The organism is Streptomyces sp. NPDC001852, assembly GCF_042891825.1.
Lineage (GTDB): Bacteria > Actinomycetota > Actinomycetes > Streptomycetales > Streptomycetaceae > Streptomyces.
In genome coordinates, this window is the sequence record NZ_JBIATN010000001.1 from 537,448 (window position 1) to 560,483 (window position 23,036).

The window sequence follows — 23,036 nt, forward strand, 5'->3', positions numbered from 1 at the left end:
TCCCACGAAAGTCACGTTTGTCCGCTTTACCCATAACCTGCTGTTTCATGCGTACCAGCGGGTTGCGCTCACCGGGCGAGTACCCCCGGTGACGCCGTGCATGCACGCGCCGACGCCGCATCGGCGAAACGGCCGGTGCCCGCCCGGGAGTCCGTTTTCCCTCAGGGCGCAATGCCGGGCTCTTGTCCCACGGCTCACGGCTCCTAGGCTGACGGGGGTGAGCAACCAGGTGAGCGACGAAGCCCGAGTGATCCCCCTGCGACCGGCGCCGGCCCGCCCCGCGACGCCCGAGCCCACGGCGGACAAGGAGCCCCTGTGGCGCGACCTGGTCGGCCAGGTGCTGCGCCGTGAGCGGCGGGCGCAGGACCGCACCCTCAAGGAGGTGGCCGACGCGGCCAGGATCTCGCTGCCCTACCTGTCCGAGATCGAACGCGGCCGCAAGGAGGCCTCCTCGGAGGTCCTCGCGGCCGCGGCGCACGCTCTCGGCCTGGGCCTCGGCGACCTGCTCTCCCTGGCACACGGAGAGCTGACCCGGCGCACAGGCGCCCAGCACCGGCCGACGGCCACGCCGTACCGCTCCTACCACGGCCTCTGCCTGGCCGCCTGACAGGGCGTGCGCGTCCGGAGGCCACCACCGGGACGCCGGACGGGGGTGCTCCTCACCCGTCCGGATCGTCCGGCGGCCGGAGCGATGAGTTTCGGCGCGAGGACCGGTCGACACCGATGACCGCGTTCCCCACCCAGGAGGTACTCATGACCACCGACGGATTCGTGACGTGTCTGTGGTTCGACGGCCAGGCCGAGGAGGCCGCCGAGTTCTACGTGTCGGTCTTCAAGAACTCGAGCATCGGCCGCATCGGCCGCTACACCGAGGCCGGTCCCGGCCCGGCCGGCTCCGTGCTGGTCGTCGAGTTCACGGCCAACGGCCAGAAGTTCGTCGCCCTCAACGGAGGCCCCCAGTTCACGTTCAACGAGGCCATCTCCTTCCAGATCATGTGTGCCGACCAGGACGAGATCGACTACTACTGGACCAGGCTCACCGAGGGCGGCGGCGAGGGCGGCCCCTGCGGCTGGCTCAAGGACAGGTACGGCGTCTCCTGGCAGGTCGTCTACGACCGGATGCCCGATCTGCTCGGCGACCCGGACCAGGAGAAGGCGGCCCGCACCATGAAGGCCATGTTGGCCATGGGCAAGCTGGACGTCGCCGCGCTGGAGAAGGCCTACGCGGAGGACTGAGTCCGGACCGGCGGGGCGTCGAGGCCGGCCTCGACCGCGTGCGCCTCGGCGCCCTCGCCGTCCACGGAAGCTCCCCCGTGCCGCCTTTCCGGCCTCAGACCCGGTCGGCCGCGATCAGCAGGTACTGGAAGCTGCCGTTGCGATAGGCGTCCAGGAACGTGTCCTCGATGCCCGTCACCAGGTGGTCGGCCTCCCTGCGCAGCTCCCAGTAGGGGATCGCTGCCTCGGTCAGGTCCTCGACGTGGACCGGCACCAGCCGGTTGCGGGCCATCGCCTTGAAGTACTCCGAGCGCGGGTGGATGTCGCAGATGTAGTGGGCGTTGATCAGCGACACCTCGCGCGAGGCCTGCCCGTAGGTGTCGTTGTAGCAGCCCGTGATCACCACATAGCGTCCGCCGCGGCGCAGCAGCCGGGCGTGCTCGGCGAACAGCAGGTCCAGCTCGACGTACATGGTGGACTCGTTGTTCCACGAGGCCGCGTACGCGCCGGTCTGGAAGCCGGTGTCGAGCATGTTGCGGTGGTGGTAGCGCACCTTGTCGTCGATGCCCCGGGCGCGGGCCTGCTCGTTCGCGAACTCGGCCTGTTTCGTGGAGATGGTGACGCCGTCGGCCTGGCAGCCGTAGCGCAGATGCGCCACGACGCTGCCGCCGCCCCGGCCGCAGCCGGCGTCGAAGACCCGGTCGGCGGGGGTCAGCGGACCGAGGTGCGAGGCGAGCATCTCCGCCTGGGCGTGTTCCAGGCGGTGCAGTTCGGCGGTGACGCGCGCCCGGCGCCGCTCCGGATCGGGCTCGTCGAGCACCGACCGGTCGGCCGCTCCGATGCCGTAGTGGTGGTGGTACAGGTCGTCGATCTTGCCGAGTTCGAGGTTGACCGGGTTCTCCTCGGCGTTCCAGTACTCCGCGACGCGATGCTGGTAGGTGGACTGGGTCGGGAGCGGAACGGGCGTGGTCCGGGCAACGGGGGCAGTGGTCAACGAGAACTCCTCTGAGCACATGTGACGGTATTTCAGTTGGTTCTTGTGCTGGATCGGGGGGTCTACCAGTAGTCGGGCAGGTGGTAGCGGTGGGTGTTGGTGGCGTGCCACTCGTGGTTGCCGGACACCCAGGCGGCGAGCCCCCGGGCGTAGCGCTCCACGAGGGGCGAGGTGGCGGACAGCTCGGCCGACTCCTCCTCGAAGGCCCTCATGATCCCGTTGTGGATCTCCACGGACTTCAGATAGGCGGCCTTCAGCCCGCACCGCTCGTTGGCGGCGACGACCTGCGGCAGGTTCAGATGGTCGGGGTCGCTGGCCAGTTCCTTGGTGAAGGAGTACAGGTCGTTGACGATCGTGGTGGCGTTGCACGCCAGGGCGGTGATCCGCTGGATCTCGGGGCGGGCGTAGACCTGCTCGGGCAGTTCGTAGCCGTCCACGGCGTCGACGAGCGACAGACACGGCCGGAAGTTGTTGAACTGCCGCATCACCAGGTACTCCCAGACCCGCGGCACGTACTTGGTCTCCATCCAGGCGGCCTCGGCCAGATACCCCAGGTGCAGCCGGGCGATGTCGTGCACGAACCGGTCGGTCTGGCTGGGGGTGGCGAAGGTCGCGTAGTCCTCGAGGGCGAAGTGGTACGAGCGCAGCGGACCGTCGGCCTGGATGCCCTGCCGCCACTCCGCCTCCACCTCCGGGATGCCGTGGTAGGGGTCGAGCGCCGACTGCGCGATGATCAGCGGGCCGCCCAGACCGCGCCGCGATCCGCCCCTGCCCTCGTCCTCCTCGCAGTAGCAGGAGTCGACGATGTTCTCGGCCAGCAGCAGTTTCCCGGCGGCGGTGAGCCGGTCCAGGTCGAGGCCGCCCGGATGCTGGAGGGCGACGGCCCGGCCGAACTGGAAGCCGGAGAAGTCGCCGTTCCAGGCTGCGGGAAACAGGTCCAGGTCCCGGGCCCAGGTCTCCAGACGGCCGTCGATCTCGGCCGCCTTGTCCGGGTCGGCGGGAACCGCGGGCCGGTACAGCAGGCCGGGGATGGCTCCGGTGCGCCTGGCCCGCAGGCTCTGGGCCAGGTTCGGGGGGCCGGGCAGCCGGTAGGCGGTCGTGGGTGTGGTCATGGGGTGCTCCAGGCGGTCACTCGGGGAGCCGGCCGATCTGGACGTTCTCCAGGATCCCGGCCGCGTCGGGCACGAGAATGGCCAGCGAGTAGTAGGCGGTCACCAGGTAGTTGACGATCGCGGCAGCGTCGATGCCCATGAACCGGACGTTCAGGCCCGGCTGGTGCTCCTCCGGGATGCCCGTCTGGTACAGGCCGATGACACCCTGGTCGGCCTCGCCGGTGCGCAGGGCGATGATGCTGCTGGTGTGGTCGTCGGTGATCGGGATCTTGCCACAAGGGAAGATCGGCACCCCGCGCCACGCCGGTACCTCGTGGCCGTCGACGCTCACGGTGCCCGGAACCAGGCCACGCCGGTTGCATTGTCGGAAGAACGCCGCGATCGCCTTGGGATGGGCGAGGAAGACCTTCGTCTTGCGCCGCATGGAGAGCAGTTCGTCCATGTCGTCCGGGGTCGGCGGGCCGGAGAGGGTGCTGATCCGCTGGCCGTAGTCGACGTTGTGCAGCAGCCCGAACTCCCGGTTGTTGACCAGCTCCCACTCCTGGCGCTCGCGGATCTCCTCGACCGTGAGCCTGAGCTGCTGCTGGGTCTGGTCCATCGGGTGGTTGTAGAGGTCGGCGACCCGGGTGTGCACCCGCAGCACGGTCTGGGTGAGGGACAACTCGTATTCACGCGGGGCGAGTTCGTAGTCCACGAAGCCGCCCTGCAGCGTGGGTTCGCCGACATGGCCGGCCTGCACCGGCACCTCGGCCTCGCCCTTGCGGTTCATCGGCCGCCGCTGCCGTTCGACATAGGCCTGCAGATGCGCGGCGAGGGACGGCACCCGCTCGGTGAACTCCTGCACGACGGCCCAGGGCAGCGCGAGCACCACCCCCGCGGTCTCGGCCCGCACCGAGGACAGCCACAGCGGATCGGACTGCCCGACCGCCTCGTCGCCCATCTGGTCGCCGTCCGTGACGACCCCGGTGATCTCCTCCTCGCCGTACTTGCCGGCGGTGTAGCGGGTGAACCGGCCGTGCACGACCAGATAGGCCTCGGTCACGGGCTGGCCGGCCTCGAACAGCACCTGCCCGGCGCGCACCTCCCGGGGCTGGAACCGGCCGGCGATCTCCCGCAGCACCTCGCCGTCGGGGTAGCCGCGCAGGATCGGCAGCTCGGTCAGCGTCTCCGGGATGACCCGGATGTCGTCGGCGCCGTTCTGCTCGAAGTGCACCCGGCCGCGCCCCGTGCGCAGTGTCAGGCGGCGGTTGACCCGGTAGGTGCCGCCCTTGACGTCCACCCACGGCAGGGTCTTCAGCAGCCATCGCGAGGTGATGGCCTGCATCTGCGGTTCGGACTTGGTGGTCGTGCTGAGCTGGCGTGCCGCCCGGGTGCTCAGGCTGGTGAGCTGCCCGTCGGCCGCGGGATCGGGGACGGGTTCGTCGACGGCGGGACCGGTGGCGCTGTCCGGTGTGGTCACATTCCCTCCAGCGGAGCTGTGTGCGAACAGGGGTGGCCGGATCGCCGGGTGGTGAGCGTGGTGATCCTGCACCCGGGACAAGCCAAACAGTCCTCATGAGGTGCCCGATACAGCGCGAAGGGGGCGGAACCCGGCGCTCGGGTGCGTAAACCTGCTGATCGGGGCACGACCGGCAAACGGTGTGTTCGGGCGCCGGTGCACTGCGCCCGCTGCCGGTGCCCCCGTGCGCCGGTGTGGTGCGCCCCGGGCGCTCAGGACAGGTCGTTGACCAGGACCGCCGCCCCGTCGAACCGGCCGGCCTTGAGGTCGGCGAGTGCCCGAGGAGCCTGCGACAGCGGATAGGCGTGCGTGGTGGCGCGGACACCGTGCCGGGCGGCCAGGGCGAGGAACTCCCGGCCGTCCGCACGGGTGTTGGAGGTGACGCTGCGCAGCTCCTTCTCGTAGAACAGCTCGGTCGCGTAGTGCAGCGGCGGTACGTCGCTCAGGTGGATCCCGGCGAGGGCCAGCACGCCGCCCCGGTCGAGGGCGCGGAGTGCCACCGGGACCAGCTCGCCGGCCGGGGCGAACAGGATCGCGCCCTCCAGCGGCTCCGGCGGAGGCTCGTGCAGGTCCCGCGCGGAGGCCGCGCCCAGCTCCAGGGCCAGCCTGCGGGCGGCCGGCTCCCGGGTGATCACATGCACGGTGGCACCCTCTGCGAGCGCCACCTGCGCGCACAGATGGGCGCTGCCCCCGAAGCCGTACAGGCCGAGCCGCCCGCCCTCGGGCAGTCCGGTCCGCCGCAGCGCACGGAACCCGATGATCCCCGCGCACAGCAGCGGCGCCGCCGCCACGTCGTCCAGGGTGCCGGGCAGCCGGTAGGCGAACCCGGCCGGCACGGTCGTGTACTCGGCGTATCCGCCGTCGGCGTCCCAGCCGGTGTACTCCGAGCCCGGGCACAGGTTCTCGGCGCCCCGAGCGCAGTAGGCGCACACCCCGTCGGTGCGCCGTAGCCAGGCCACGCCGACCCGGTCGCCCACCGCGAAGCCCCGCACCGAGGCCCCGGCCCCCACGACCTCGCCGACCACCTCGTGGCCGGGGGTGACCCCGGCCCGGTGCACCGGAAGATCGCCCTCGGCGACATGCAGATCGGTCCGGCACACCCCGCAGGCCCGCACCCGCACCAGCAGCTCGTCCGCCCCCGGCACCGGCACGGGCCGCTCCGTCGCCCGCAGCGGATGCCCGTCGAGCGGCCCCGGCCGTACCACCGACCACGCCCGCATCGTGCCCGTCGTCATCGCACCGTCGCCTCCGCTCCCATTGTCCGGGCGGCTCCCCGGTTCGGCGCGCGGGCAGAGGGCGGGATGGCTAGCGTGAGCTTCGGGACGTACTCCTCAAAGGCGGGGGACCATCCGTACGGGACTTGAGACCAGGAGGGCCGCGAGCATGGCCGTGCAACCCGAGGGAACGCCCTGTTGGGCCGATGCGATGTTCAGCGACGTCGAGGGAGCCAAGCGGTTCTACGGCGACGTCCTCGGCTGGACCTTCGGCGAGTCGTCGTCGGAGTACGGCAACTACACGCAGGCCTACGCGGACGGCAAGGCGGTGGCGGCCGTGGTCCCGCCCATGCCCGGCCAGGAGGGCCAGTCGCAGTGGTGCCTGTACTTCGCCTCGCCGGATGCCGCCGCCACCGCGGAGAGGATCCGGGAGAACGGCGGCGAGGTGCTGATGGAGCCGATGCAGGTCGGCGACTTCGGCACGATGTGTCTGGCCCGCGAGCCCAGCGGGGCCGTCTTCGGCGTCTGGCAGGCCGGCAGCCACGAGGGCTTCGAGGCGACGGCGACCCCCGGCGCCTACTGCTGGGCCGAGGTCTTCACCCGTGAGCCCGAGAAGGCCGACGCCTTCCTGGCCGCCGTGTTCCCGTACCGGATGAAGGACATCGTGGACGACGCGGTGGACTTCCGGATGTTCGACGTGGGCGAGGACACCGTCCTCGGCCGGATGCGGATGACCGACGACTTCCCGCCCGAGGTGCCCTCGTACATCAACGTCTACTTCACCGTCGACGACTGCGACGAGGCCGTGACTCGCGCCACCAGGCTCGGCGGGGTCCTCCGGTTCGGGCCGATGAGCAGCCCCTTCGGCCGTTTCGCGGCGCTCAGCGACCCGCAGGGGGCGAACTTCTCCGTGATCGACATCGCGACCACGGAGGGCGAGATGCCCAAGGTCAAGGACGCTTGACCCGTCCGCGGCGGGGTCCGGCGCGGCCATGGCATGATCGTGCGTATGCGTGAACGTGTGGTGGCCGCGTGCGACGGGGCTTCGAAGGGAAACCCCGGACCGGCCGGATGGGCGTGGGTGGTCTCGGACGGCGACGAGCGGACCCCCGCCCGCTGGGAGGCCGGCCCGCTCGGTCGGGCCACCAACAACGTCGCCGAACTCACCGCACTGGAGCGGCTGCTCACGGCCGTGGAGCCGGAGGTGCCGCTGGAGATCCGCATGGACTCCCAGTACGCGATGAAGGCCGTCACCACCTGGCTGCCCGGCTGGAAGCGCAACGGCTGGAAGACCGCGGCCGGCAAGCCCGTCGCCAACCAGGACCTGGTCGTGCGCATCGACGCGCTCCTCGACGGCCGCACGGTCGAGTTCCGCTACGTCCCGGCCCACCAGGTCGACGGCGACCCGCTGAACGACTTCGCCGACCGCGCCGCCAGCCAGGCCGCCTCCGTGCAGGAGGCGGCGGGCAGCGGGCGCGGCTCCCCGGAGCCGCCGCCCTCGCCCGACACCCCGAAGACGGCCGCGCTGCGCCGGAAGGCGCCCCGCCGCACCGGCGGCGGAGCGTCCTCGTCGCGCACCATCAAGGCGAAGTTCCCCGGCCGCTGCCTGTGCGGCCGCTCCTACGCGGCCGGCGAGTCCATCGCCAAGAACGCGCAGGGCTGGGGCCACCCGGAGTGCCGCACCGCCGAGGCCTGAGCCCGGCGGGGCCCGATCAGCTGTCGAAGGTGTAGAACCTCGTGTGGTCGAGCAGGTCCGCCGGACGCACGTCGTTCCACGGCTTCATCGTCTCGTCCAGGTCCACGACGTCCGGCGTGCCGCCCACCGGCACGTACCCGGCTTCCGGATGCCGCTGCTGCCACTCGGCCCACAGTTTGTCGACGTAGGCGTGGTGCAGCCAGAACACCGGGTCGTTGGGGGAGACCCCGGTGGCCATCTGGCCGCCGACCCAGACGTGGACCCGGTTGTGCAGATTGACCCCGCGCCATCCCTCCAGGTTGTTGCGGAAGCCGTCCGAGGCGCTGTTGTACGGCGCCGCGTCGTACGTCGGTATCGACAGCACCGACTCCACCTCGGCGGGCGTCGGCAGCTCCCGCACGGCCGTGCCCAGCGAGCGGCGCAGGAACGTACGGCCGTCGACGCGTATGTTCATCGGCCAGTCGCCGGCCGACGCGGCGAACGGACCGTCCATCACCCGGCCGTCCGTGCTGCGCCCGGTGCCGCCGAGGAAGTCCGGCGCCCACAGCGAGGCCCGGACCGTGCGGTCGGTGCTCCAGTCCCAGTACGGCAGCGCGACCGAGGAGTCCACCGACTGCAGCGCCTGCTCGAAGTCGAGCAGGAATCTGCGGTGCCAGGGCAGGAACGACGGTGAGCGGTGGCCGGTGCGCTCGCCGGTGTCGGTGTCCGACATGATGAACGCGTTGTGCGTGCGGACGAACTCGTCGTAGCGCCCGTTGCGCTTGAGTTCGAGGACCGCGGACACGAACCGCTTCTTCTCGTCGGCGGTCAGGGTGGCCTGGTTCTTGCGTACGGTCATGGTGCGGGATGCTCCGGAATTCCTTGCGGGGGCGGTCAGTTGGCGGGGAAGGGCAGCAGTGGGGCACCCTGCAGCTCGTCCACCGCGGCCCGTGCGGCGGCGCGCGGGGTGGACACGGGGTCGTAGTGGCTGACGATGCTGATCCAGCTGCCGTCGGCGTTGCGCATCACATGCAGTGGTACGCCGTCGATCAACACCTGGTAGTCGCCGCCGTGTTCGTGGTGGTGGCCGCCGGGGGCCGTCGTCATCGGCCGGCCCTGTATCCGGCGGCCCTTGTAGACCTCGTCGAAGCTCTGCGGCTTCGGCATGGGCATGGGGTGGCCGTGGCCGGCGGCCGAGGCGGCGGGTGCCACGAGGGCGGTGACGGTGGCCGTCGCGGCGAGGGCCGCCGTCGCGGTGAGCGCGCGGCGCCGGGTGATGTCGGGCATACGGGTCCTCCTGGAGGGGTTCCGGTGGTGACGACGCATGCCTATCGGGGGCTCGGGGGCAGGAGGAAATCACCCGGAACCGGTTGGCCGTGATCCGGACAATTGGCCACATGTCGTACAGGGTTGAACCAAGATGATCTTGCCGTGATCGGTGGGCCACCTGCCCCGGAACGGGGAATTCCTTGCCGCGCCGACCGCGTTGCCGGTGTACCTTCCCGTCCGCCGTCCGTCCGAGTGGCCCGGCTCACCACGCCAAAGTGACGCGATCGGGCGGCCTGCCGACCCTGCTACCCTGCGGTGCCATCCGGACACGCTGGGTGAGGAGGCGGGTCCGGGCGTTCCCGCCCGTGCCGCCGCGCCCCGCCACCCCGGTTCCCCACCCCGGCTTCCCCCCACCCGAGGAGTCCTGCCCATGGCCGTGTCCGTCCCGTTCGACCAGACCTCGTCCGGTTACAGCCCGCAACGCGCCTACTGGCTGGCCCGCGCGGCCGACCTGGCCTACAAGGACCGCACCGTCATCGAGGACCAGGCCGCCCAGTGGGGCTTCGACCAGGTGCGCCACCACGAGACCCGGTTCACCCCGCCCTTCCCGCTGCAGGACACGCAGGCGTACACTGTGGCCGGCGCGCGGATGATCGTCACCGCGTTCCGCGGCACCGAACCCGCCCAGATCAAGGACTGGCTCACCGACGCCAGCACCCCGCCGAGGCCCGGTCCCGGCGGCAACGGCTACGTCCACCACGGATTCGCACAGGCCCTGGAATCGGTCTACCCGGCCGTTCACCAAACCCTCGCCGAACTGCGCACCGACGGGCAGAGCGTGTACTTCACCGGGCACAGCCTGGGCGGCGCCCTCGCGATGCTGGCCGGCGCCCGGATGTACCTGGAGGACCCGTACCTGGCCGCGGACGGCGTGTACACCTACGGCCAGCCGCGCACCTGCGACCGACTGCTCGCCGAGGCCTTCCACAAGGGATTCGGCGGCCGCATGTACCGCTTCGTCAACAACAACGACATCGTTCCCCAGCTGCCGCCCGAGCCCGTCTTCACCCATGTCCGAGCCCTGCGCTACATCGACTCGCACGGCCGGCTGCACGAGAGCATGCCGATGCTTTCGGTGCTCACCGACCGGGCCACCGGACTGACGGCCGACGCCTTCGCACCCGCCTCCGACGGCATCCGCGACCACTTCATGCACAACTATCTGGCGGCGCTGGAGAAGAACCTCGACTGAGCCCCGCGCGCCGGCGCCGCCGTCATGGCCTGCGGCTACGCGACCCACATGTTCACGTACCGGTCAGCGCAGCAGCCGGTCCAGGAAGGCGTTGCCGAACACCCGGTGCGGGTCCAGGCGGTCGAGGGTCCCGAGCGCCTGAGCCCACACCTGGGGCCCGAAGCTGCCGGGCACGGCCCTGTCCAGTACCTCGGCGTCGCTCCAGGCGGCCTGCGTCGTGTACCCCCAGCCCTTGGACCACTCCACGCGGGCGAGGGCCGAGCCGCCGTCGTAGGTGCGCAGCAGGAACCGCTCCAGCTCGCGCAGGAACTCCTCGGCGTGCGGCGTGCCGGGCAGGGTCAGCACGTCCAGCCAGACCGCGGTGTCCCACTCGGGACGGTCCACCACCGGCCGCAGCGCGGACAGCAGCGGGACCCGGGCGCCGGGCACACCGGTCTCGGCCGGGTCGTCGAGACCGGTCACCCGGATCTCCACCGAACCATTGACCGGGAAACGGCCCCGTGCCGCGTACGCGGCCAGCCGCTCCCGGTAGAACCGTGTGAACTCGTGCACCACCCGCTGCACTCCGGCCCGCGAGGTGTGCACCGCGTACCCGTTCGCGGTCACCCGGAGCGTGGTCGGCCGGAGGTACAGCAACGTGTTCTTCGACGGCCCCCACAGGTCGGCGGAGTCCGTGGCCGCAAGCCCCAGCGAAGCCGCGGTGAGCTGCGCGGCGCCCAGCTCCGGCGCCAGGTACCAGGCCGCGCCCGCCACCAGCCGCCCCACCAGATCGGCCACCGGCGTCGGCACGCTGTCGGAGAACGGGTAGTTGTACGGCGAGGTGACGTGCCGGGAACCGGCCGGCCGCACCGGCGCGACGCTCCACTCCTTCAGCCACGGAAACTCGGTGAAGGCGAACCAGATCGCCTCGACGCGGCCCGAGCGCCGCAGAAGGCTCGCCAGGGTGCGCCCACCGGAGCCGGGCGCCGCGAACAGTTCGCGGGCCGGGACGTCCGTACGGCTGACGCACCGCAGGGGTGAGTCCGGACCGACCCGCAGCACCACCTCCGTGACGAAGGCCCGCCCGAGATGGGTGAGCAGCGCGGCACAGTCCGCCTCCGCACGGCGGAACGTCCGCAGCACGTACGCCCCGCGGTCCGCGTCCCACACCACGGCCGTCAGCTCCAGGACGCGATTGCTGAGCGAGCCGTACATGGTCCCCGGCGCCGGGCGTTCGCCGGCGGCCGGTACGGCGGTGCCGTGCGCGTCGATCGCCAGGGCACCGCCCAGGGTGAGGTCGCCCGGTGCGGGCGTCGCGGTCAGGCCGAGACCGTGCCCCTCCAGAAAGGTCAGCAGCGCCTCCAGCGTGACCCCGGTGCCGGCCCGGACCGCCGATCCCGACTCCAGCGTCAACGCGGTCAGATGCCGGGTCGTGTCGACCAGCAGCACTCGGGCGTCCGCCCGCGTTCCCTCGGTGATCGTGAGCGGTGACCAGCCGTGGGAACAGCCCCGCGCGCGGACCCGCCGGCCGCTGCGCCAGGCCCAGTTCACCACGGCGAGCACCTCCTCCGGTCCGTTCGGCGCACAGGCCCACAGACCGTCGGCGGTGATCTCGCCCACCCAGTTGCGGTACGCCGAGCGGTAGAGCGCCACCTGCGGCGGAAAGTCCGGGAGTTCGGCCGCTGCCACCGCCGGATCCGCGGCGATCAGCACCGGTACGGCGGCCAGCGCGGCGGCGCCGCGCAGCAGACCGCGCCGGCTGAGGCGATCCCAACCACCGTCAGAGGAAGGAAAGTTGTCCGCAGAACGATCGATCACATGGTCAGGCTAGGCACCGCCCTGCGGCCCGCGGTGTTCCGCCGGCCCCTCTCACCCGTGTGGGGGACACGGACACAGTTCACCAGCCGGAGCGGCTCGTTCCGCGAGCCCAGGTGCCGGATGACACACTGGCGCCATGGACGAACGCGTAATCGGCAGGTCGGGTCAGTGGGCATCGGTGGTCGGTCTCGGCACATGGCAGCTGGGCGCCGACTGGGGTGACGTGGACGCCAAGGAGGCGGAGTCCGTCCTGGAGGCCGCCGCGGAGTCGGGGGTCACCTTCTTCGACACGGCCGACGTCTACGGCGACGGACGCAGCGAGGAGACCATCGGCACCTTCCTGCGCACCCGCCCCGACCTGCACGTGCTCGTGGCGACCAAGATGGGCCGCCGCGTCGAGCAGATCCCCGGGAACTACGTCCTGGACAACTTCCGTACCTGGAACGACCGCTCCCGCCGCAACCTCGGGGTCGACCGCCTCGACCTGGTCCAGCTGCACTGCCCGCCGACGCCCGTCTACTCCACGGACGCGGTGTTCGACGCCCTGGACACCCTGGTCGAGGAGGAGCGCGTCGCGGCGTACGGCGTGAGCGTGGAGACCTGCGCCGAGGCGCTGACCGCGATCGCCCGGCCGAACGTGGCGAGCGTGCAGATCATCCTCAACCCCTTCCGCATGAAACCCCTGTACGAGGTGCTCCCCGCGGCCCGCGAGGCCGGCGTCGGCGTCATCGCGCGCGTGCCCCTCGCCTCCGGCCTGCTGTCCGGCAAGTACACCAAGGACACGGTCTTCGCAGCCGACGACCACCGCACCTTCAACCGGCACGGCGAGGCCTTCGACCAGGGCGAGACCTTCTCCGGCGTCGACTACGAGACCGGTGTCGAGGCCGCTGCCGAGTTCGCCGCGCTCGCCCCCGAGGGGTACACCCCGGCCCAGCTGGCGCTGCGCTGGATCATCGCGCAGGATGGTGTGACCACGGTGATCCCCGGCGCCCGCAACCCGGAGCAGGCCCGTGCGAACGCGGCCGCCGCCAAGCTGCCGCCGCTGCCCGAGGAGACGTTCACCGCGATCCGTGAGCTGTACGAGCGGCGGATCAAGGACCAGGTCGAGCATCGCTGGTAGGCACCGTTTGAACGAACGGCCGGACGGTTACACGCACCGCATGACGGCGGACGGACGGCGCAGGGGCCGGAACGAGACCGAGGAGGAGCGGGCCGACCGGATGTGGGTGGAGCTCATCCAGGAGGTCCGCGTCGCCCAGACGGGCGTGCAGATCCTGTTCGGCTTCCTGCTCACCGTCGCCTTCCAGCCCAAGTACGCCACGCTGTCACACGCCAACCAGGTCATCTACATCGTGACCGTCGTCCTGGGCGCCTGCACCACCGGGGCCCTCGTCGGACCGGTCTCCCTGCACCGCCTCGTCTCGGGCCGCCGGGTCAAGCCGCAGGCGGTGCGGCTGGCGTCCCGGATGACCCTGGTGGGCCTGGTCCTGCTGCTCGCCACGATGACCTCGGCTCTGCTGCTGATCCTCCGGGTGGCCACGCACGGCACCTATGTGCCGGCGCTGGTGGCGGCGGTCGTCGTCTGGTACCTGCTGTGGTGGCTCGGCCTGCCCCTGTGGGCCCGGCGCCTGCACGAGTCCCGGTCCGAGGACGAGGAGGCGCGCCCGCCCGGCGCCGGGGGCGGACGTACGGCCGGGTCGTGACCCCCCCAGGTGTCCCCGGCCGGCCCGGCCGGTACGCCGCGACGGGGAACCGCACGCGTGTGCGGCCGCCGGCCCGTGATCTTCAGCCCGCGGAGAGGATCTCGGCCAACAGTTCGTCGACGGGGGCGCGTTCCTGACCCGGCGGCACGATCCGGTGGGTCTCCCGCAGGAACGCGGCGACCGCGGGCGCCCAGGCGAACACCACCGCTTGCTGCCGGCCACCGTCCGGGCGCACGTCCCCGAGGAACTCCATGCGCAGCTCGTGCCACGCACCGGTCGCGGCCGGCCGCAGCCGTACGTCCCCGACGCCGACGGCCCGCGCCAGCCCCTCGGAGAGCATCTGCCGGTCCAGTCGCCAGCAGGCCAGCACCCGGCCGTCGTGGCCGAAGACGGCGGTGACGGCGAACGGGTCGTCGGCGTCGTAACGGAGATGGGCCAGCACGGGGCACCGGCCGGTGCCTTCCGAGTGGAGTTGCACCACGAGGGTCTTGTGCACGAACGCGGTCACGCGAGGGCCTCCGGCGACGATCGGCTCAGGACCCTCTAGTACCCCCGCGACGCCCGGGATGCTCAACCCTGCGACGGATTCCCGCCGGCTCCGCGCAGCGCGGCCAGGCAGCTGCCGATGGCCTGCTGGAGTTCCTCCAGGCGCCGGACCATGTCGTCCTCGTAGAAGTCCTGGGCGTCGTCGAAGGTCAGCTCCTCGAACGCCCTGGTCGCCTTCTGCAGGCTGGTGTAGAACTTCGTCCGCCGTTCCTGGACGCGCAGTCCTGGGTCGGCCTCGACCGCCTCCGCGACGAGCGACTTCATGGTGTCGTAGGCATCGGTGGCCCACTCGCCGGTGTCCTCGCCGTCCTCCAGCTCGTCGATCAGCGACAGATGGCGCTCGGCCTCCTCGCGCAGCTCGGCCGGAGCGTCGACGGTCTGCCCGGCCGGCGTCCTGATCTGCCCGGACTCGGCGATCTGCCGGACGTACCCGATCCGGTCGGCGGCCCGGCTCTCGGTCGCGACGGCCTTCTTCAGGTCGTCGGTCCGTACGACGTCGCGCGCCAGCTCCGCCTGCAGCTCGGGGTCCTCCCGCAGCCGGTCCAGCAGGGCGGCCCGGGCCGTGCGGGCGGTGGCGGGGTCGGCGAGGATCGCGGCACGCAGGGCGGTCGGGTTCTCCGCGACCTCCAGCGCCTTGGTGGGACGGATGCCCTCGGCCTCGGCGGCCTCGGCGATCGCGGTGCCGCGCTCGGAGGTCGCGCTGTTGCGGGAGACGTAGTAGCTCATCCACACGTCCGCGTCCGGCAGTTCGGTCTCCTGGCCCGGCTGCAGGGCCTCGAAGTGCGGCACGAGCCCGTCGTCGGCGGCCCGGTCCCAGGCCTTGTAGTAGCGCATGACCCGCTCCGGGGAGCAGTCGGCCAGCTGCGCGAACTCCTTCGCGGACACCTTCGGCGTCTCACCGGCGGCCTGTCCGCCCGGCCGCACACTGCGGGCCACCATCAGGGCGAAGGTCCAGCTTCCGGTGCGTGCGTAGCCGCCGAACTCACGGGCGTCACGCGCCACCAGGTCGGACAGCGGCGCGGCGGCCGGAGCGGACGTCCCCGCCGGGGCGGACGTCTCGGACGGGTCGATGACCAGGGTCACGGATGACTCTCCTGCAGGAATGCTCAGGGATGCGTGGAGGACCGCACCCGGGAGCGGGGGCGGACAGGAAAGCCTATCGGTGGCCGGGTCAGCCGAAGGCCTCCCGCAGCGCGGGCAGCAGGGTCTTCGCCGACCAGTCCAGGAACTCCGGCTGCGCGTCGCCGCCGATCTGCACGAGTGCGATCTCCCCGAACCCGGCGTCGGCGTAGGGGCGTACGGCCTCGACGAAGGCGTCCGGGTCGTCGCCGCACGGGATCGCGGAGGCGATGTCGTCCTCGTCCACGAACCGGGTCGCGGCCTCGAAGGAGTCGGGGTGCGGCAGTTCCGCGTTCACCTTCCAGCCGAGGCCGAACCAGCGGAACTGGGAGTGGGCCCGCTTGACGGCCGTGTCCCGGTCGGGGTCGTAGCACACCGGCAGCTGGCCGACCCGGGGTTTGCCGCTGCCGCCGTGCCGGTCGAAGGCCTCCAGCAGCCCCGGCTCCGGTTCGGTCGCGATGACCAGGTCGGCGAGGTGCCCGGCGAGTCTGCAGGACTGGTCGCCGGAGACGGCGATCCCGATCGGCGGCGGCCGGTCCGGCAGATCCCACAGCCGGGCCGACTCCACGTCGTAGTGCGGCCCGTGGTGGGTGACATGGCCGCCCTCGAACAGCGCGCGGATGATCCCGACGGCCTCCTCGAGCATCTCGTGGCGCACGTCCACCGGAGGCCAGCCGCCGCCCACCACATGCTCGTTCAGGTTCTCGCCGGCCCCCAGCCCGAGCCGGAACCTGCCCTCGGACAGCAGCTGCACCGTGGCCGCCTGCTGCGCCACGATCGCCGGGTGGTAGCGGAGGATGGGGCAGGTCACATAGGTCATCAGCGGGATCCGTGAGGTGGCCTGGGCGGCGGCGCCCAGCACGCTCCACGCGTAGGGGGAGTGGCCCTGCGAGCGCAGCCACGGAAAGTAGTGGTCGGAGATCACCGAGAAGTCGAATCCGGTCTCCTCGGCCCGCACCACATGGTCCACCAGGTCCCGGGGACCTGCCTGCTCGGTCATCATCGTGTATCCGATTTGCACCATACGTGGCGAGTCCCCGGGGTGACGGCTCGAAAACGAGCCACCGGCGCGGGTCAGGCCCGCGGCACCCGGAACGTCTGCAGGAACGTCCTCAGCGCCAGCCGGTTCGCGGCGTCGCCCCAGGTCGCGGCCGGTGTCGTGAAGCGCAGCGAGAAGCCGTCGCCGTCGCCCGTCAGCAAGCCACGCCCGAAGGTGTGCACCCGCGCGTCCCCCGTCCCCGCCAGCCACTCCAGGTCGGCGGCCTGGTACCCCTGGTACGTGGTGGCCCGGACGGCGCCCACGCGCTGGTAGCCCGGCAGCCGCCGCAGTCCGGGCTCGACGTCGTCCCGCCAGACGGCCACGGGGTCGTCGAGGCCGACGTGCTCACTGTGGGTCACCGCGAGGGTGGGGGAGGAGCCGTCCCGGCCGAAGGTGACGCGGTAGGCGCCGGTGACGCGGGTGGTGGTCAGCCGCTGCCAGCCGTCCGGCAGGGCGACGGAGAAGCCCTCCGGGGCGGTGTAGCGGTGGTAGCCGTCCGGCAGGGCGGGGGAGGCGCTCGGAACCGGGGCCGGGGAGGAGGGCGCGGGGCCCGCGGTGTGCCGGCCGGACGGGGTGGCCGAGGCGGTGGGCCGGGCCGGTGCCTGCGCGCCGGCGACGCTCGGCAGCTGGTGGGTGGCCGCGAGGACGGCGGCGACGACGGTGACCACGGCCAGCGCGGTACCGGCCGCCAGGATCCGTCTGCCCGGTTCCCGCCCGGCCAGGCGGACACCGGCGTACGCGGCGCGCAGCCGGGGCACGGGGGCCGGCTCCCGGTCGGCGTCGGCGTCCTCGTCCAGGGTCCGGATCAGGGCCTCCCTGACCACCGGCCGGGACAGCCGCTCCCGCGAGTTCTTCCGCAGCAGCCCCTGCACGGCCTGGGTGAGCGGGCCCGTGCGCAACGGAGTGCGCAGCGGCAGCCGGTCCACGGCCTTCAGGGTGGCGTCGGGCCGGCCGCGGTCGCGGAACGGCGGCCGCCCCTCCACCATCGTGTACAGCAGCGCACCCAGCGCCCACAGGTCGGCGGCCGGTCCGATGCGTTCGTCGCGGGCCTGTTCGGGCGAGGCGTACGACGGTGCCGCGAGCCGTGGCACTAGGGTCGCGCCGGCCAGCCCGAACCCGGCGACCACGACCGGGCCGCTGTCCCGGACGAAGACCTGGCCGGGGCTCAGCTCGCCGTGCGTGATGCCCTCGTCGTGCGCGGCCTGCAGCACGTCGAGCAGTTCCAGGCCGACCCGGGCCGCCCGCGCCACGTTGAACGCGCCCTCGCGGTCGAGGAGTTCGGCCAGGGGCGTGCCGTCGATCCACTCGGTGACCGTCCACAGGGTGCCGGCCTCCACCACGGCGTCGACGACCGTGGCGACCTGGCCGGGGCACAGCAGCCGCATGGTCTCGGAGGTCCGGACGACACGGGCCGTGACCCGGCGCGCGCCGTCGTCGGCGGACGGCTCCGGCAGGGAGGTCTGGGCCACCAGCCGGGGCTGCTCCGCCGCCACGTCCTCGGCGTACCACCACAGGCGGTTCGTCTCGCGGGCGAAGACCTCCAGGAGCCGGTACCGGCCGGCGACCAACTCGTGTGCGGAGACATGCGCCTTGGTCATGGTCATCCCTCGCTGAGACCCCTGTTTCGTGTCTCAGAGAGGTACGGGGGGCGTGCGGGGGTGCGTTCAAAGAATCAGCGATTCGGCGCCGTTCCTGCCTTTCATTCAATTCTTCGAAAGGGCTTGCGAGTTTGGGATGGCCCCGTTCGACGGTCGTTCGACCTGCGGGTAACCGAGGGTAAATTCCCGGGCGCGGCCCTGGCTCGCACCAGCCGGCGAGTCACCACAGCCCGAGCCGCTCGGCCCAGCCGGTGAGCTCCCGCCATGTCGTGTTGCCGCCGCACACCACGAGTCCGATCCGGGCGCCGTCGCCGACCCTGGCCACGATCTGACGGGCCGCCGGCAGCAGACAGCCCGCGGCCGGCTCGGCCCACACCTTGGCGTGTTCGGCGAGGTCCAGCGAGCCCTGCACCGCGTCCCGGTCCGGCACCACCAGCACCTCCTCGACCAGCGCGGACACATGCTCGTACGTCAGCTGGGAGACAGAGGGTGCGCTGAGCGTGGTGACCAGGGACGACAGGGGCACCGGCACGGGTCCGCCCGCCCTCAGCGCGCCGGACATGGCCTCGGCACCCTCGGTCTCCACGCCCCAGACGCGCACGCCGGGACGCCGGGCGGCGAGGGCCGCGGCGATGCCGGCGATCAGCCCGCCGCCGCCGATGCTGACCACGACGTCCGTCAGCCCGTCCTCCGCGTCCTCGGCCAACTCCAGCCCGGTCGTGCCCTGTCCGGCGATCACCACCGGGTCGTCGAACGGGTGGACCAGCGTCAGCCCCTCGTCCCTGAGCCGCGTCACCAGGGCGAAGGCGCTGTCCATGCCGTCGGTCAGCCGCAGCTGCGCCCCCGCCCGCCCGGCGAGGGCGATGGAGCGCTCGGGTGCGGTGCGGGGCATGACCACGGTCGCCTTCACATCGAGGGCCGCGGCCATCACCGCGAGGGCGATCCCGTGGTTGCCGCCGCTGACCGCGACCACGCCCGCCGCCCGCTCGGCCTCGCTCAGCGACAGCAGCTTCGCCGTCGCTCCGCGGGCCTTGAACGAGCCCGTGCGCTGGAGCAGTTCGAGCTTGGCGGTGACGGGGACGCCGAGCAGCTCGGTCAGACCCGGACTCGGCACGGTCGGCGTCCGCACGACGTGTCCGGCGATCCGCTCCGCCGCGGCTTCGATCTCCTTGCTGCCGATCAAGGTGCTTCACCCTTCCGGCGCGGGGGTGAGGGCCGCGCCGATCGCACCCTGACCCGCGCGGACTCCCGCGGTCAACACGGTTTCGGAGCCGGCCTGCGCTTCGCGGCCTGCCAGGAAGTCGAGCATCGGGAGCAGGTTCCGGGCCGTCCTGGTGGCCGGGGCGTCTGCGGCAGATGTGCTCGGGCGGCGGTTGTGTGCGTGGGCCTCGGTCGGCGTCGCCGCAGGGCCGCCGATGGGGTCTGTCAGTGCGGCGGTTTTCGTGGCGGGCCTGGGCTTTGTGGCCCGCCAGGAAGTCCAGCCGCCGGAGCAGGTTCCGGAACGTCCCGGTGGCCGGTGGCGCCTGCGCGAGCCGTGCTCGGGCGGCGGCTGCGCGCGCGGGTCTGGGCCGGCGAAGGTTCAGTGCTGCTGGGACTTCTGCGGCGTCAGCTCGCTCGGGCGCACCACGACGAAGCCCTCGCCCTGGAGCATCAGCTGCACGGCTTCGCCGGAACCGCCGCGCAGCATCGAGCCGACGGACTGGGAGCGGTGCAACGAGGTCTCCAGGTGCGCGGTCCAGCCGACCACCGCATCCGTGTCGACGTACACCGGCGACTGCGGGGTCACCGGTATGACCAGCGGGTTGCCCTCACAGACCAGGCCGAGCCGGCCCTGTCCGCCGAACACGCTGTTGAACAGACCGCCGCCGGCGATGCCCGAGCCCTTCACCGTCCTGATGTCGTACGACAGCGAGGCGTCGAAACACAGCACGTTGCGGCCGTTGACCGTGAACTGGTCGCCGGCCTCGACCTCGACGATGAAACAGTTCTGTGCCTCGTGCGCGAACCAGGCCTCGCCCTGCCCGCGCACCGCCATGAGGGGCAGCCCCTCACCGGTGACCGCACGCTTCAGCATGCCGCCGACACCCTGCCCCTTGCGCTCGAACCTGAGGCTGCCGCGATGGGCGATCATCGCGCCCTGGCGGGCGTACATCTCGCCGTTCACCGCGTACTTGATGCACTTGGCGTTCTCGACGGACATGCCCGGCTCCACGGCCGGCTGCACCACGTGCTCACTGGAAAAGAGATCACCCTTCATGCGGGGCATGGTGTCCCGGAGCATGGCATTCCGCCAAGATCACGGGAAGTGCCGCCCCCCAGCGCCCTTCCTGCCGCAGAAGGCCGAATCCGGCGCGCCGGCCAACGCATCCGACACCTTCGCGTTGTTGGACGTGTCGGCCACGGCCGTGAGAGTCCGCGTCCCGTCCTTCGACGCGAAGGCGCCGTCGAGCTGTTGACCTGCGCGAAGCTCTCCATCTCCGCCGGCCGTGCCGAGGACGGCAGCCTGCCTCCCCGCAGCGCGCGGTAGAACGCGTCGAGATCCTCTGCACCGGAGATGATCGCCCCCGCGCTCTGCGCCCACGACACCGTCTGCTCGGTGAAGTCGGCCGGCGCCTCGCCGGCCTTGAGCAGGGCGACGGCGGAGAAGGTCTTGGTGGCACTGCCGATGCGGAACCGGTCATCGGCGCGGTGCCGCCGCCCGTGGAACCGCCGGCAGCGCCTCCGGCTCTCCCGGCGCGACCGCTGCGAGGACCGCGCCCCGCCCCACCGTTGCCGAGATCATCCACCACCCGCTGTCATCGATACGAGTTCGTGCGAGGTCTGATGCGACGTCGGTCACATTCAGGCCGTGGAACCTAGGGGATGGGGTCGACGTCTCCACAGCCGACACACAGTTGGTCAGGCTGTGATCACTCTGTGGCGCACATTCGTAAAGGATTGCCATAGGGGGTCGCGAAATCGATCATTCCGTCTTTACGTGGACATGACTGATCCGTAAGGGTTACGCCTTGGGGCCCGACCAGCCCCCGTGACGCGGAACCGCGTCATGCATCAAGGCGGTTGGGGATCCCGGCTGCCTGAGAACGAAGGAACCCTGATCCTTGCGTAGACCTCACATACGCAGTGTGGCCGTCGCCATCGCGGTGACCACCGCTGCCACGGGTCTGGCCGGTACGGCTTTCGCGGGTCCCTCCACGGGGGCGGAGCGGTCCTCGGCGTCCGCCACGACGAACGCCACCGCGGTGGTCGAGGCGGCGCGCACCGCGGCCTTCGCCCACGCCTCGGCGACCGGCGTCTCCCAGGGCGACGAACTGCACGCGCAGGACGTGATGCTCGACCCCGAGGGCGCCCGGCACGTCCGGTTCGTCCGCACCCACGACGGCATGCCCGTGCTCGGCGGCGACCTCGTCGTCCACCTCGACCACAAGCTGGCCTACGCCGGCGTGACCCGCGCCGCCGGCCACGCCGTCCAGCCCGCCACCACCACGGCCAGGCTGACCGCGGACCAGGCCGCCGCCAAGGCCGCCCAGGCCGCCAAGGGCGACGCGGGCACCGCCCAACTCGTCGTCGACGCGCGCGGCGGATCCTCCGCCCTTGCCTACCAGGTGACCGTGACCGACCAGAACGGCACCAACACGGTCGTCATCGACGCCGTCACCGGCAAGGTGCGCAGCAACACCCCCGACAGCGACGAGTTCCTGTCGCCGAAGCTGCTGGAGAGCCTGCGCAAGCGCGGCGAGACCGCCGACCCGGCCACCGGCACCGCCTCCGCCACCCCCGAGGGCCTGCTCGGCTCCGGTGCCTCCGGCGCCGCGGCGAGCTACCCGTCGGCCGCCAAGGGCACCGGCAAGACCCTCTTCGTGGGCAGCGTCGGCCTGACCACCACGGCGACCTCGCGCGGTCACTACCAGCTCAAGGACCCGAGCCGGTACGGCACCGAGACGCGGGACGCCAAGGGCTCGACCACCGAGAAGTTCGGCGCGGGTGCGACGTTCACGAGCACGACCAACGTGTGGGGCAACGGCACGACCGGCAACCGTGCCAGCGCCGCGGCCGACGCCCAGTACGGCATCACCAAGACCCTGGACTTCTACAAGGCCACGTTCGGGCGCAAGGGCATAGCCAACAACAGCAAGGCCGCCCAGGGCATGGTCCACTGGGGCAACAAGGTCGCCAACGCCTTCTGGGACCCGACCTGCAACTGCATGCTGTACGGCGACGGCGACGGCCAGATGTTCAAGAAGCCGCTCGTCGTCCTCGACGTCACCGGTCACGAACTGACGCACGGCGTGGTGGACGCGACCGCCAAGCTGGAGCCGACCTATGTCGACTCCAACGGCAACCAGTACGGTGAGCCCGGCGCGCTGAACGAGTCGCTCGCGGACATCTTCGGCTCCAACGTCGAGTTCTACGCCAACAACGCGAAGGACACGCCGGACTATCTGATCGGCGAGAAGCTGGGCCTCGCGCAGAAGTTCCTGCGCCGTCTCGACCACCCGTCGCTCGACAAGCTCGAGGGCACGATCGACTACTGGTCGCCGGACACCTACTACACCGAGGTGCACGCCGGGTCCGGTGTCTCCTCGCACGCCTACTACCTCCTTGCGGAGGGCAGCGGCAAGAAGACCATCAACGGGGTCGCCTACGACTCGCCGACCTACGACCACTCCACGGTCAAGGGCATCGGCCGCGCCAAGGCCACGGCGATCTTCTACCGTGCGCTCACCCGCTACATGGTCTCCACGACCTCCTTCCACGACGCGCGCATCGCGACGCTGAAGGCGGCCAAGGACCTGTACGGCGCGAACAGCACCGAGTACAAGACGGTGGACAAGGCGTGGGCCGCGGTCAACGTCACCGCCGCCAACACGCCGGCCAAGCACTGACAGAGCCGCCGTACCCCTGGATGCCCCGCCTCGCGCGGGGCATCCGCATGTCCGGGGTCCCGCGAGCGGTCGTACCCGCCCGCGGCACCCCGTCGATGCGCACCGGCGGCACCGCGAAC

General features: G+C 71.6%; 21 protein-coding genes. 8 read left to right on the plus strand and 13 right to left on the minus strand.

The genetic code is table 11. The features are described from left to right. The first annotated feature begins 217 nt into the window (after window positions 1-217). Both ACFYZB_RS02380 and ACFYZB_RS02385 read left to right on the plus strand, forming a co-directional pair. Complete coding sequence (locus tag ACFYZB_RS02380; RefSeq protein WP_388753333.1) at window positions 218-607, plus strand: helix-turn-helix domain-containing protein; 390 nt, start codon at window positions 218-220, stop codon at window positions 605-607. Window positions 608-753: 146 nt separating this feature from the next. Then, on the plus strand, window positions 754-1,236 hold the full coding sequence (locus ACFYZB_RS02385) for a VOC family protein (protein ID WP_351208859.1): 483 nt from the start codon (window positions 754-756) through the stop codon (window positions 1,234-1,236). A gap of 94 nt (window positions 1,237-1,330) precedes the next feature. On the opposite strand, the gene ACFYZB_RS02390 is transcribed toward ACFYZB_RS02385, so the two are convergent. From ACFYZB_RS02390 to ACFYZB_RS02405, 4 genes are all read right to left on the minus strand, one after another. Then, window positions 1,331-2,209 carry a geranyl diphosphate 2-C-methyltransferase gene (locus tag ACFYZB_RS02390; protein ID WP_351208860.1) on the minus strand — a complete coding sequence of 293 codons (879 nt, stop codon included), beginning with the start codon at window positions 2,207-2,209 and terminating at the stop codon, window positions 1,331-1,333. A gap of 62 nt (window positions 2,210-2,271) precedes the next feature. After that, window positions 2,272-3,321: a family 2 encapsulin nanocompartment cargo protein terpene cyclase gene (locus ACFYZB_RS02395; protein ID WP_388753335.1), complete on the minus strand. Its 1,050-nt coding sequence runs from the start codon at window positions 3,319-3,321 to the stop codon at window positions 2,272-2,274. 16 nt (window positions 3,322-3,337) lie between these two features. Further along, on the minus strand, window positions 3,338-4,780 hold the full coding sequence (locus tag ACFYZB_RS02400; RefSeq protein ID WP_351208862.1) for a family 2B encapsulin nanocompartment shell protein: 1,443 nt from the start codon (window positions 4,778-4,780) through the stop codon (window positions 3,338-3,340). 251 nt (window positions 4,781-5,031) lie between these two features. After that, window positions 5,032-6,039, minus strand: a complete 1,008-nt coding sequence (locus ACFYZB_RS02405; protein ID WP_388753488.1) for a zinc-binding alcohol dehydrogenase family protein — start codon at window positions 6,037-6,039, stop codon at window positions 5,032-5,034. A gap of 163 nt (window positions 6,040-6,202) precedes the next feature. Between ACFYZB_RS02405 and ACFYZB_RS02410 the strand changes: the two genes are divergently transcribed. Together ACFYZB_RS02410 and ACFYZB_RS02415 are read left to right on the plus strand one after the other, a co-directional pair. Then, window positions 6,203-6,997: a VOC family protein gene (locus ACFYZB_RS02410; protein ID WP_388753339.1), complete on the plus strand. Its 795-nt coding sequence runs from the start codon at window positions 6,203-6,205 to the stop codon at window positions 6,995-6,997. Window positions 6,998-7,030: 33 nt separating this feature from the next. Beyond that, a complete protein-coding gene (locus ACFYZB_RS02415; protein WP_388753341.1) occupies window positions 7,031-7,729 on the plus strand; it encodes a ribonuclease H in 699 nt (232 codons plus the stop codon). Window positions 7,730-7,745: 16 nt separating this feature from the next. Here the strand turns inward: ACFYZB_RS02415 and ACFYZB_RS02420 are convergent, their stop codons facing one another. Beyond that, window positions 7,746-8,567, minus strand: a complete 822-nt coding sequence (locus ACFYZB_RS02420; protein WP_388753344.1) for a tyrosinase family protein — start codon at window positions 8,565-8,567, stop codon at window positions 7,746-7,748. A gap of 35 nt (window positions 8,568-8,602) precedes the next feature. Next, window positions 8,603-8,995: a tyrosinase cofactor gene (locus ACFYZB_RS02425; RefSeq protein WP_388753345.1), complete on the minus strand. Its 393-nt coding sequence runs from the start codon at window positions 8,993-8,995 to the stop codon at window positions 8,603-8,605. A 412-nt stretch (window positions 8,996-9,407) separates the two neighbouring features. Between ACFYZB_RS02425 and ACFYZB_RS02430 the strand changes: the two genes are divergently transcribed. Beyond that, a complete protein-coding gene (locus ACFYZB_RS02430; RefSeq protein ID WP_388753347.1) occupies window positions 9,408-10,229 on the plus strand; it encodes a lipase family protein in 822 nt (273 codons plus the stop codon). Window positions 10,230-10,292: 63 nt separating this feature from the next. Here ACFYZB_RS02430 and ACFYZB_RS02435 read toward each other — a convergent pair whose 3' ends face one another. After that, window positions 10,293-12,026, minus strand: coding sequence for a cholesterol oxidase substrate-binding domain-containing protein (locus ACFYZB_RS02435; RefSeq protein ID WP_388753349.1), 1,734 nt, complete (start codon window positions 12,024-12,026; stop codon window positions 10,293-10,295). Between the two features lie 136 nt (window positions 12,027-12,162). Between ACFYZB_RS02435 and ACFYZB_RS02440 the strand changes: the two genes are divergently transcribed. Both ACFYZB_RS02440 and ACFYZB_RS02445 read left to right on the plus strand, forming a co-directional pair. Continuing rightward, the gene (locus tag ACFYZB_RS02440; protein ID WP_388753351.1) at window positions 12,163-13,146 is read left to right on the plus strand and encodes an aldo/keto reductase; all 984 of its coding nucleotides are present in this window, start codon (window positions 12,163-12,165) and stop codon (window positions 13,144-13,146) included. A gap of 40 nt (window positions 13,147-13,186) precedes the next feature. Beyond that, the gene (locus ACFYZB_RS02445) at window positions 13,187-13,729 is read left to right on the plus strand and encodes a DUF6328 family protein (protein ID WP_388753354.1); all 543 of its coding nucleotides are present in this window, start codon (window positions 13,187-13,189) and stop codon (window positions 13,727-13,729) included. Between the two features lie 82 nt (window positions 13,730-13,811). Here the strand turns inward: ACFYZB_RS02445 and ACFYZB_RS02450 are convergent, their stop codons facing one another. The 6 genes from ACFYZB_RS02450 to ACFYZB_RS02475 all read right to left on the minus strand — a co-directional run bounded on the left by ACFYZB_RS02450 (window position 13,812) and on the right by ACFYZB_RS02475 (window position 20,288). Further along, window positions 13,812-14,237, minus strand: a complete 426-nt coding sequence (locus tag ACFYZB_RS02450; protein WP_388753356.1) for an SsgA family sporulation/cell division regulator — start codon at window positions 14,235-14,237, stop codon at window positions 13,812-13,814. Window positions 14,238-14,299: 62 nt separating this feature from the next. After that, complete coding sequence (locus ACFYZB_RS02455) at window positions 14,300-15,358, minus strand: hypothetical protein (protein ID WP_388753358.1); 1,059 nt, start codon at window positions 15,356-15,358, stop codon at window positions 14,300-14,302. 88 nt (window positions 15,359-15,446) lie between these two features. Continuing rightward, window positions 15,447-16,418 (minus strand): LLM class F420-dependent oxidoreductase, encoded by a 972-nt coding sequence (locus tag ACFYZB_RS02460; protein ID WP_388753361.1) that lies wholly within the window; start codon window positions 16,416-16,418, stop codon window positions 15,447-15,449. Window positions 16,419-16,468: 50 nt separating this feature from the next. After that, window positions 16,469-18,037 (minus strand): protein kinase, encoded by a 1,569-nt coding sequence (locus tag ACFYZB_RS02465; protein ID WP_388753363.1) that lies wholly within the window; start codon window positions 18,035-18,037, stop codon window positions 16,469-16,471. A gap of 214 nt (window positions 18,038-18,251) precedes the next feature. After that, a complete protein-coding gene (locus tag ACFYZB_RS02470) occupies window positions 18,252-19,214 on the minus strand; it encodes a threonine/serine dehydratase (protein WP_388753366.1) in 963 nt (320 codons plus the stop codon). 396 nt (window positions 19,215-19,610) lie between these two features. Next, complete coding sequence (locus ACFYZB_RS02475) at window positions 19,611-20,288, minus strand: AIM24 family protein (RefSeq protein ID WP_388753369.1); 678 nt, start codon at window positions 20,286-20,288, stop codon at window positions 19,611-19,613. Window positions 20,289-21,132: 844 nt separating this feature from the next. Between ACFYZB_RS02475 and ACFYZB_RS02480 the strand changes: the two genes are divergently transcribed. Continuing rightward, the gene (locus tag ACFYZB_RS02480) at window positions 21,133-22,917 is read left to right on the plus strand and encodes a M4 family metallopeptidase (protein WP_388753372.1); all 1,785 of its coding nucleotides are present in this window, start codon (window positions 21,133-21,135) and stop codon (window positions 22,915-22,917) included. Window positions 22,918-23,036: the final 119 nt, after the last annotated feature.